Genomic DNA, 9,621 nt, shown 5'->3' with positions numbered 1-9,621 from the left:
TCGAGCGGCTTGGGCGGGGTGACGTGGCTGCCCATGGTCCAGTTGAACCCGACGCTGACGACGTTCTTCTCGCCGACCCACCCGCGGTGGTAGCCGAATACGCCGCCGACGGTGCCGCTGGGGATCTGCATGAAGCCGAGATCGCTGTCACCGGTGGCGGTGCTGAACTCGACGTCGAACGTCATCCGGTCGAGCGTGGCGCCGATCGCGTCGGCCATCATTGCCGCCGACTCGGCGAACACCTCGCTTTCGCGCTGTACGCTCTCCGCGAGGCCAGGCGTCTCCGGATCCTGCCCGAATCCCATCGCGGCCTGCGTGTCCGCGGATTCATACGTCGAGCAGTCGACCGACTCGGTGATGCGGATCTCGTCGACGTTCTCGCAGGCACCCGAGAGCACCATGCCGACCATGTTCGTCATGCCGGGGTGTGCACCACTGCCGAAGATCGTGGAATTGCCGGTCTGGCAAGCCTTCCGGATCCGATCCAGGTCCTCGGGCGACTGCTTGCCGCCGGTGATCCACGCCGCGCTGGAGCACACGTTGACGCCGGCCTCGAGCAGCCGAACCAGTTCGTCGACGTTCGGCCACAGCGGGTTGTAACAACAGGCGTCGGGCTTCAGTGCGATCAGCGCGTCGACGTCGTTGGTGGCCGCAATGCCGGTGGGTTCCGGCCAGCCGGCGAGCTCGGCGGCGTCGAGGCCCACCTTGTTCGCGCCGTGGGCGTACACCCCGACGAGTTCCATGTCGTTGCGTCCGATGATGGAGTGCAGCGAGCGCGTGCCGATGTTGCCGGTCGTCCACTGGATCACCCGCAGCGGTCGGTCGGTGGTCGTCGGTGAGGTCATGGGCGTGTCTCCTCGATGCGTGTCCGGTGTGCAGTAGACACTATTCGCAGCGTGTACACGACCCTCGATCGCGGTCGGTTTCGTCCCCGCTCGGTCAGCATCCGACCGTCCTCGGAACTCCGGACACATTCGACAATTCAGCAAGCTATGGCGGACGGATGGAATGCAACGACAGGGCGATCAAGGGGAACGCGGCCCTTGGTCGCCGGCACATCATTTCACTGTTGGACACGACGGTTTCACTCAAACTTGATACCGAATACTGCTGGCCAGTCGTAGAATTACCCGCTCGGGGGGTACGGAACGCCGCACTCATTGATTTGCATGCAGTCCTTTCCGACGGGGGTGGGTCATGGCTGGTGTTCTTCGTACTCGCCAGGATGTGTGGGAGTTGTCGGTCAAAACCGTTGCTGCCGCCAAATCGCAGGACTGGCATCCCGTCCTGGATGGCTACGCCAGAGGCGTCGAGGCCATGATCAGCCGCGATGCCCAGCCGACGGTGGACTCCTGGCGGTGGGCGGCGAACACGCACGGTATCCCGGGTGGAACGCAGCGCAAGCCGCTGTGGGACCAATGCGCGCATGCCGCGCGATTCTTCCTTCCGTGGCACCGCGCGTATCTGGCATGGTTCGAAAAGACGATTCAGCACCATATCGGCGACGACAGCTGGGCCTTACCGTATTGGGACTACTCAGACCCGGATCGCCAGGAAACCTTGCAGGTTCCCCCAGAGTTTCGGGTTCCGCAGCGCACCGTCAATGGGGCCCTGGCCAAGAATCACTTGTACCTCAACGAATTGGACCGGCCCGGTCACCCACTAGGGAGCGATGTCGAAGTCGTGCCGGCAATGTCCCAACGCTTCTTCGCTCTCAGATGGCCCCGCCAGGGTTTCGGCGGCGTCGACGGTCCGGAACGCCAGGGCGGCTTGCTCGAAGACGAGCCGCACAACTACGTGCATGGCGACATCGGTGGCGGAACCGGCCTGATGCGAAGTACCACCGTTGCGGGGCGCGATCCGATCTTCTGGTTGCACCACGCCAACATCGATCGGTTGTGGGAGGTTTGGCGCAAGCTGCCAGGCTCGGTGGAACTCATGGACCAGGTGGGCCTTCCGGCTGATACCGCGTCCGAGTGGCGAACGGCGAGCTTCGCCTTCGGTGACACGGGCGCGACGGCGGTGTACTCCATCGACGACCTCGTCGACACCACGGCGGAGCCGTTGAACTATGAGTACGAGGTGACGGAGCTTCCCCAGGCTCAACTCGCGGAGGTCACCGCCAATCGCGGCCAGCTAGGGAGGGGACCCATGGGGCTCGACGAGGGCGGCCCTCCGATGGAGGACTGGGACCCGGTGGCAGCAACGTCGGACACCACTGCGGTCGGCGAAGGCGGCGCTGAACGGTCCCTGACGTTCGACCCGCGCCAGCTCGGGCTGGCGCCCGAGACGCCCTCCGGACTCATCATCGAACTTGCCGGGGTTCGGTGCCCGGTCGACTGCCGCAACGTCTACGTCGTCGAAGTCGCGGCAGGCCCCGACCGGCCCGCCCATCGAGCCGGCCGATTCTCGACATTCGGGCTCAGTGGGACGCCTGCAGACGAGGAGCGCAGCTATGTGGTCGATGCGACGGCCGCGATTCCCGAACTCGTCGCGGACGGCTGGACCGGCAGCGAGGTGGTCGTTCGGGTGCTCCCAGAATCGGCAGGCGCCGATGCGGGTCCAGAGCCGCAGGGGATAGAGGTTCGGCAGATAACGGTCTATCGCCGCCGATGAGCACAGGAGTGGTCCCGACTCGAGCGGTGCGGCGACGGCGATTGCGCGACAACCTAACTCGGCCACACCGAGGTTGGTGGCTGACTGCCGCGGCGGGTATCGCCTGGGCTGCGCTGGTTGCATGGAGCGCTACCGATGTGTCACCGCGACACCACGACGGAACCGGGCATGCCGGTCACGCCATGGCGCACCCCGCGGTCGGCGAACCCGCCATCGTCGGGCTGTGGATCGGTCACTGGCTGTTGATGGTCGTGGCCATGATGTGGCCGCTGTATGCGGCGTCGACGGCCGCCCTGGCGCGGGCGACGTTCCGCCGCTGGCGCGCTGCGGCCGTCGCCGCTCACATTGGGGCCATCACCGGTTTGTGGCTCGCCTTCGGCATGGTCGGACGGGGTGCGTATCTCCTGGTGGATAACTTCGTGCCCGCCTGGGTCTGGTCGGTCGCCTGGCTGGTGGTGGCCGTGGCCGTCACCTGGTCGATGTGGCGGGCCCGACTGCTCAGGACGTGCGGCCGCATCGGAGTCATCGCTCCCGCGGGCCGGCGCGCGCTCATCACCGCCTCCGGCAGCGGCGTGTGCATGTTTCCGCGCTGCGTCGCGCTGTGCGGGCCGGTCATGTTGGCGATGGTGAGCAGCCATCAACTGCTGTTGATGCTCGGCGGCTCCGCGGCGGTGTGGTGGGAACAGCGTCATCCGCGCGCATGGCGAGACCCGGTGCCGGTCGCACTCTTGGTCATCACCGCCGTGGTGCTTGTTGCAACGACGTTCTGGAAGGACTCCCCATGGGGTATGCGCTAGCCGAGATCGACCTGATGATCCAGGACGAGAAGTTCGGCACGACAGGCGAAAAGCTGGTCGAACAGAAGAAACTGAAACTCGACGACGACGAACACGACCGCTTCCTCGACGGACCGACGTGTCGACGGATTGCCATCGTCGACTTCGAGCCGGCGACGGGGGCCCCGCTTGGCGCTCCGGCGACCTTCACCCCGTTCACGGCATCCTCGCCGACGCGGGGGCGCTTCAAGACGGAAGGGATGAAGCGTGACTCCCCGGAGTTCCTCGCCGTCAACGCATTCGGCACCGTGTTCGAAACGGTCCAGATGTTCGAAGAGTCGGGGGCGTTGGGTCGGCCGGTCACCTGGGCCTTCGAGGGGGAGCAACTCCTCGTCGTCCCGCGAGCCGGTGAGTGGGCGAACGCGTTCTACGACCGTTCCACTCGCAGTCTGCAGTTCTTCTGGTTCGAATCGGGTGAGGGAAGGGTGTACACGGCGCTCAGCCGCGACATCGTCGCCCACGAATGCGGGCATGCTCTGCTCGATGCGGTGATTCCGTCGCTGCACGATGCGTCGGGGGCGGAGTCGCTCGCGATTCACGAAGGTGTCGCCGACCTCGTCGCGGTCTTGATGGCGTTGCGAAGCGGGGGCCTTCGCCAGAAAGTGCTGGAACAGAACGGCAATTCGATCTCGAATGCCACTGCGTTCAGCTCGATTGCCGAGCAGTTCGGGATCGCACGACCGCGCCCCGATGACCCACATCCGCACGCGTTGCGCGACCTACTCAACGACAACACCATGACATCGGTCAGCGGGACCGATCCGCATCAACTCAGCACCGTGCTGTCGGCGATCTTCTACGAGACGCTGGTCGACATCTTCGAGCGGGGGAAGTCGCTGTGGTCCACGCCCGCCCCCGGTGACAAGCCGATGAACGTCGACCACGCCGCGAACCGCTCGCTGGGCATTGCCGCAGACATCTTTCGTCGCCTGCTCCTTCGCGGCATCGATTACATGCCGCCCGGCGAGTTGACCTTCGGCGACGTCGGGCGTGCCACCCTGGCGGCAGACAATGCGACCGACCCCGACGGCACCAGCGAAGGCAAGACCGAAGTACGGCAACGGCTCGCACAACGATTCGTTGAGCGCGGCGTGGTCTCGGCGGTGACCGACCTCGCATTGTTGGCGCCCCAGGAGTTGAACATCGCGCCGGCGGATCTGGCCGACATCCGCGACAGCGACTGGGCCGCCTACGCCTACGTGGAGAAGCACCGCGCGGCATTCGGCATCGCCGAAGGCGTGTCGTTCAAGGTGCTGCCGCGGGTGGATGCGACCAAGAAGATTGGCAGTGGCGACAGCACCCAGCGCGAACTGATTTTGAAGGTCAGCTGGGACTCGGTCGAAGCCAACGGATCCCCGGCGATCCCGGCAGCCAAACGACGGGTACGGACGGGTGCCACGCTTGCGGTCCGATGGGACGACGGCAGGGTTCTCGCGCTCGTCGGCAGCGACGTGATGAGAGCCGAACAACGCGAAGGACGGGATCGCTTCCTCACCAGCTTGCTCTCCGGCTCCCGGGTGGCAGTCGTCGAAGACGGCGATGCCGCCCCGCAGCCACCCCCGGCATCGCGCGTCGAGGTGCGCATCATGGGCGATGTCGCCCGGGTCACCGGAACCGAACGACTCCTGCACATCGAGGAGATGGACTGATGGCCGATCTCATCGTGCGGGCGTACAACGTGCTGTTTGGCGACGCGATCCTGATCTCGATCCCCGATCGCCAGCCCAACGGCACCGAAGTCGTCCGGCACATCCTGATCGACGTCGGCAACCTGCTTGCCAGCAAGGACGACGTCTTCATGCCGGTCGTCCAGGACATCGCGGACCGTACCGGTGGTGAGGTCGACCTGTACGTCATGACGCACGAACACCTCGATCACGTTCAAGGTTTGCTCACTGCGAAGAACAACGACGTCGACCTGTTGGCCAAACACGCGTGGCTGACCGGCTCGGCGGCGGAGGACTACTACGAAACACACGAGGACGCCAAGAAGAAGAAATTGGATTTCGCCGAGACCTTCAAGGGCCTCGTCGAACAGCATTCCAGCACGAGCGACCCCTGGCTCACGATGATGATCCAGAACAACAGTGCGTTGCTGCCCGAAGGCGCGCTCGGCCTGGGCACCGCCGACTACGTCAATCATCTCCGCGCGATCGCGCCTGAATCGAAGACCCACTACGTCGACCGCACAACACCTCTGGCGGGCAAGCATCCGTTCCAGGAGGCTGAACTGCGCATCCTGGCTCCGGAGGAGGACACCTCCGATTACTACGGGCGACGGAATCAGCCCAGACTCGGCGCGGCCGCCGCCGAAGGGATAGCGGGTGGGGCGGGCCAGCCGGCGGTAGCAGGCCAATCGCGCTGGCAGCCACCGGTTGGCGTGCAAGCCGGCGCGTTCTACGACCTGGTCCAGTCGCGAAACCACGTGAACCGGCAGGCGATCATGGAGATCGACGCCGCGGCGAACAACACCAGCATCGTTCTCGAGATCACCTGGCGTGGCTGGAAACTGCTGTTTCCCGGCGACGCCGAGGAACGAAGCTGGTTCATGATGCGTGACCAGAAACTGCTGAATGCAGTGCACTTCGTCAAGATCGCCCACCACGGCAGCGTCAACGGGACCGTCGCCGAGATTCTCGACGTCGTGTTCCCTGAGGACGATCCGGACGGGAAGCCACGGCGCGCGCTGGTATCGACTCACGACCACGACTGGGACAGTGTGCCGGACGCCGACACTCTCAAGCTGTACCCCAAGCACAACTGCGAGCTCTTGGACACTCGAACCGTCGACGAGGGAGAAGCCGTCGAGATCGTGTTCGAGGGCTGAGTCGATTCGCTCGACAACCGCTCGACAGGAAAGCGGCAGGCTGCGCTGGCATGATCGCCGGATGCAGCACGACCTGCCCGCCACGCCGTCCACGGTGCACTGGGGCTACTTCGACCCCCGACTGAAGCCTGCACTCGTCGTCGCGTCGGGGGACCTGGTCGCCATCGAGACGCTGACCCATCACGCAGGCGACGCGCCCGACCTGCTGATGGACGCGGGCATCACCGCCGTCTTCGACCAGGTGACCGATCGCGGGCCGGGCCCGCACCTGCTCACCGGGCCGATCGCCGTCGACGGTGCCCGGCCCGGCGACGTGCTGCAGGTCGACATCCTGGCCGCCACCCCGCGGCTGCCGTACGGGTCGAACCTGGCCGGGCACTGGGGCCACCTCTACGACGAACTGCCCACAGAGCGGGTGACCGTCTACGAACTCGACGCCGATGCGCTTCTAGGCCGGGCGCTGTTCGGCTACGACTGGACCGCTACGCCGTTGGCCGACCAGCCGGGCACGATCGTCGTGCCGGACGTCGCCGCCCGTGAACCCGCACTGTCCGGTGTCGTCGTCCCGCTACGTCCGCACTTTGGCACGATGGGCGTCGCGCCCGCCGCTCCGGAGCGGGTGTCGTCGGTGCCACCCGGCGACCACGGCGGCAACGTAGACAACTGGCGAATCGGAGCGGGCGGGCGCATGTTCTACCCGGTGCAGGTGCCAGGCGCGCTGCTGTCGGTCGGCGACCCGCACGTCTCGCAGGGCGACGGCGAGATCAGCGGTACCGCGCTGGAGTCGTCGCTGAACGGGTTGCTGCGCTTGACGATTCGACGTGATCTGCCGTTCACGGTGCCCGTGCTGGAGACCGCGACCGAGCTGCTGGTGCACGGCTTCGGCGACACCCTGGACGCGGCGATGAAGGCCGCGGCGTTGCGCACGCTCGACGTGCTCGAGGTCGTCTTCGGCCTGACCCGCATGGACGCCTACTCGTTCATGTCGGTGGCCGTCGACTTCACCGTCACCCAGGTCGTCGACCAGCGCCAGGGCGTACACGGCCGCATCGACAAGCGGTGCTTCCCACGCTGGCCCGGCGTCGCGGCGTGACCGGCATCCGCGCGTTCACCTTCACACCCGAGGACGGCGTGCCGCCGGGTGTGGCGCCGTTCGCCCACGCCACCGCCGCCGGGCAGACGCTGTACGTCACCGGTCAGATGCCGACCGACGCGAGCGGGACCGTGGTGGGCGCCGACGTCGCGACCCAGACCGATCAGGTGCTGCGAAACCTTCTGCGCGTCACCGAACTCTGCGGCGGAGGACTGGCCGACGTCGTCTCCGTGCGGGCCTACCTCATCGACTGGGACGACTACCGGGCCTTCAACGACGCCTACGCGGCGTGGTTTCCCGGGCGGCTGCCGTCTCGCACCTGCGTCGGGGTCACGGGCCTCGCAGTCGGTGCCCTCGTCGAGATCGACTGGGTGTGCTGGCGAGACGATGGCTGGGACGGCCCGCCGGTGCCACAATTGGATTAGGCCCGCGGGCCGGATGGCTGCCGCGGGGTAATCCGCCGGGAGAACACCATGAGCATCCTCTACACACTCGCAATGGCAGGCGCCGCAGGCCTTGGCGTGATTTGGCTTGGTTTGGCGAACATCCGCGTGGTCAAGCAGTTCGAACGAGGCGTCGTCTTTCGATTCGGACGGGTGCAATCCGGCGTTCGTGGGCCGGGACTCACGATGCTGATCCCCTTCGCCGATCGCCTGCAGAAGGTGAACCTGCAGATCATCACGCTGCCGGTGCCCGCCCAGGACGGCATCACCCGCGACAACGTGACCGTTCGGGTCGACGCCGTCATCTACTTCAACGTCTCGGATCCGGTGCGGGCGGCCGTCGACGTCCAGGACTACATGTCCGCCATCGGCCAGGTCGCGCAGACGTCGCTGCGGTCCATCATCGGCAAGAGCAACCTGGACGACCTGCTCTCCAACCGCGAGCACCTCAACCAGGGCCTGGAAGTGATGATCGACAGCCCCGCGCTGGGCTGGGGTGTGCAGATCGATCGCGTCGAGATCAAGGACGTGGTGCTGCCCGATTCGATGAAGCGGTCGATTGCGCGCCAGGCCGAGGCCGAGCGTGAGCGACGGGCCAGGGTCATCACCGCCGAGGGCGAACTGCAGGCGTCCGTAAAGCTGGCCCAAGCGGCCGAGATCATGGCCGAGCACCCGGCGGCGCTGCAACTTCGGCTCCTGGAGACCGTCGTCGAGGTCGCGGCGGAGAAGAACTCCACCCTGGTGCTTCCCTTCCCCGTCGAACTGCTCCGGTTCCTGGAGCGAGCGACGCCACCAGGATCCGATCGCCCGGAGGGGGCGGCCGCGGCATCCGCCGACGCGCCATCGGCTCCGAACGGCGAAAGCCTGCAACTGACCGCACCAAAGGTTCCCGACGACGCTCGCGGTCTCCACCTCGACGAACCATTCGCGGGCCCGCCGTCCGGCCGAAAGTCCTAGGAGGGTCGACCCGCTCGAGGAGGGTGAATTGCCCGCCGTTGGTGACATATCCCCAGACCGCGGCCGGACAAGAGGCATGATCGGGTCAAGGATGCCAGCACGCTGCGGACCTGGTTCGACGGATACCTCGAGATGTTCGCCGCGTGCGTGCGGCGTGAAGTCGGCCTGGCCGAGTTGCTCGGGTACTACGGCGTCCCGCTAACCATCACCACCGACGAGGGCGTCGTCGCGCTCACCACCGACGACCAGGTGGCGGCCGTGATTCAGGGGCAGGTCGACGGTTTGCATGCCCAGGGTTACCACCGCACTGCCTTGGTGAGTTTCGAGGTGTCCGTGCTCAATTCGTCGTCGGCGCTGTGCCACACCGCGCTGTCGCGCCTCGACGGAGGCGGTACCGAGATAAGCCGCCCTACGATCACCTACCTGCTGACGCAGATCCCGTCGCCGCTGCGGATATCGGTGATCGCCGCACACGGCTCCCTCTGACGCGCCATCCACAGATCGACCTTCATCCACAGCCGACGATCGGCGGGCGTCCGCCGGGCCGGTCGCGTCCGGCGACGCGCCTACCGTCGCGGCCATGCGAACCGAACTGCCCGCCGATCGGGCGCAACGCCGCCTGGGATCGGACACTGCCAACGGCGACGCCGAACGGTCCGAGGACGAGGAACCCGATACGTCGCTGTCGCGGTGGCTGCCCGACGCGCCGACGACGGGTGGTCCGAGCTGGTTGGCGGCGATCCGGGCGGATCCCGGCCGCGCCGGCGTCGTCGCACTGGCCGCGGTCGGTGTCATCGCGGTGCTGGTCACGGTGTTCACGCTGGTGCGCGACGACCCACCGCCGGTGGT

At 66.4% G+C, this 9,621-nt stretch carries 9 protein-coding genes and 1 pseudogene; 9 read left to right on the top strand and 1 reads right to left on the bottom strand.

The genetic code is table 11. The features are described 5' to 3' along the window. A partial coding sequence (locus QOC69_RS05220; protein ID WP_526437063.1) for an NAD(P)H-dependent amine dehydrogenase family protein occupies positions 1-845 on the bottom strand: 845 nt, incomplete at its 3' end. 352 nt (positions 846-1,197) lie between these two features. Between QOC69_RS05220 and QOC69_RS05215 the strand changes: the two genes are divergently transcribed. From QOC69_RS05215 to QOC69_RS05175, 9 genes and pseudogenes are all read left to right on the top strand, one after another. After that, a complete protein-coding gene (locus QOC69_RS05215) occupies positions 1,198-2,616 on the top strand; it encodes a tyrosinase family protein (RefSeq protein ID WP_526437061.1) in 1,419 nt (472 codons plus the stop codon). A gap of 137 nt (positions 2,617-2,753) precedes the next feature. Further along, the gene (locus QOC69_RS05210) at positions 2,754-3,413 is read left to right on the top strand and encodes a copper chaperone (protein ID WP_526437059.1); all 660 of its coding nucleotides are present in this window, start codon (positions 2,754-2,756) and stop codon (positions 3,411-3,413) included. Beyond that, positions 3,398-5,101: a gluzincin family metallopeptidase gene (locus QOC69_RS05205; protein ID WP_526437057.1), complete on the top strand. Its 1,704-nt coding sequence runs from the start codon at positions 3,398-3,400 to the stop codon at positions 5,099-5,101. The genes QOC69_RS05210 and QOC69_RS05205 overlap by 16 nt, the downstream gene beginning before the upstream one ends. Continuing rightward, positions 5,101-6,279, top strand: a complete 1,179-nt coding sequence (locus QOC69_RS05200; RefSeq protein WP_526437055.1) for a ComEC/Rec2 family competence protein — start codon at positions 5,101-5,103, stop codon at positions 6,277-6,279. Before QOC69_RS05205 ends, QOC69_RS05200 begins: the two co-directional genes overlap by 1 nt. A gap of 61 nt (positions 6,280-6,340) precedes the next feature. Next, the gene (locus QOC69_RS05195; protein WP_526437053.1) at positions 6,341-7,372 is read left to right on the top strand and encodes an acetamidase/formamidase family protein; all 1,032 of its coding nucleotides are present in this window, start codon (positions 6,341-6,343) and stop codon (positions 7,370-7,372) included. Next, on the top strand, positions 7,369-7,797 hold the full coding sequence (locus tag QOC69_RS05190; RefSeq protein ID WP_526437051.1) for a RidA family protein: 429 nt from the start codon (positions 7,369-7,371) through the stop codon (positions 7,795-7,797). Before QOC69_RS05195 ends, QOC69_RS05190 begins: the two co-directional genes overlap by 4 nt. Positions 7,798-7,845: 48 nt before the next feature. Beyond that, positions 7,846-8,772 carry a slipin family protein gene (locus QOC69_RS05185; protein ID WP_526437049.1) on the top strand — a complete coding sequence of 309 codons (927 nt, stop codon included), beginning with the start codon at positions 7,846-7,848 and terminating at the stop codon, positions 8,770-8,772. A 48-nt stretch (positions 8,773-8,820) separates the two neighbouring features. After that, positions 8,821-9,258: a DUF6841 family protein gene (locus QOC69_RS05180; RefSeq protein WP_526437065.1), complete on the top strand. Its 438-nt coding sequence runs from the start codon at positions 8,821-8,823 to the stop codon at positions 9,256-9,258. Between the two features lie 94 nt (positions 9,259-9,352). After that, positions 9,353-9,621 (top strand): annotated as a pseudogene (locus tag QOC69_RS05175) (hypothetical protein); the annotation flags it as partial.

Source organism: Mycobacterium sp. (assembly GCF_032162105.1).
In the GTDB taxonomy this organism is placed as follows: Bacteria; Actinomycetota; Actinomycetes; order Mycobacteriales; family Mycobacteriaceae; genus Mycobacterium.
This window is presented reverse-complemented; position numbering and strand designations above follow the sequence as displayed.

Bases quoted from the DNA above. Each gene is read 5' to 3' on its own strand.
- QOC69_RS05215 (WP_526437061.1), top strand. From the start codon at position 1,198: ATGGCTGGTGTTCTTCGTACTCGCCAGGATGTGTGGGAGTTGTCGGTC.
- QOC69_RS05205 (WP_526437057.1), top strand. From the start codon at position 3,398: ATGGGGTATGCGCTAGCCGAGATCGACCTGATGATCCAGGACGAGAAG.
- QOC69_RS05200 (WP_526437055.1), top strand. From the start codon at position 5,101: ATGGCCGATCTCATCGTGCGGGCGTACAACGTGCTGTTTGGCGACGCG.
- QOC69_RS05195 (WP_526437053.1), top strand. From the start codon at position 6,341: ATGCAGCACGACCTGCCCGCCACGCCGTCCACGGTGCACTGGGGCTAC.
- QOC69_RS05185 (WP_526437049.1), top strand. From the start codon at position 7,846: ATGAGCATCCTCTACACACTCGCAATGGCAGGCGCCGCAGGCCTTGGC.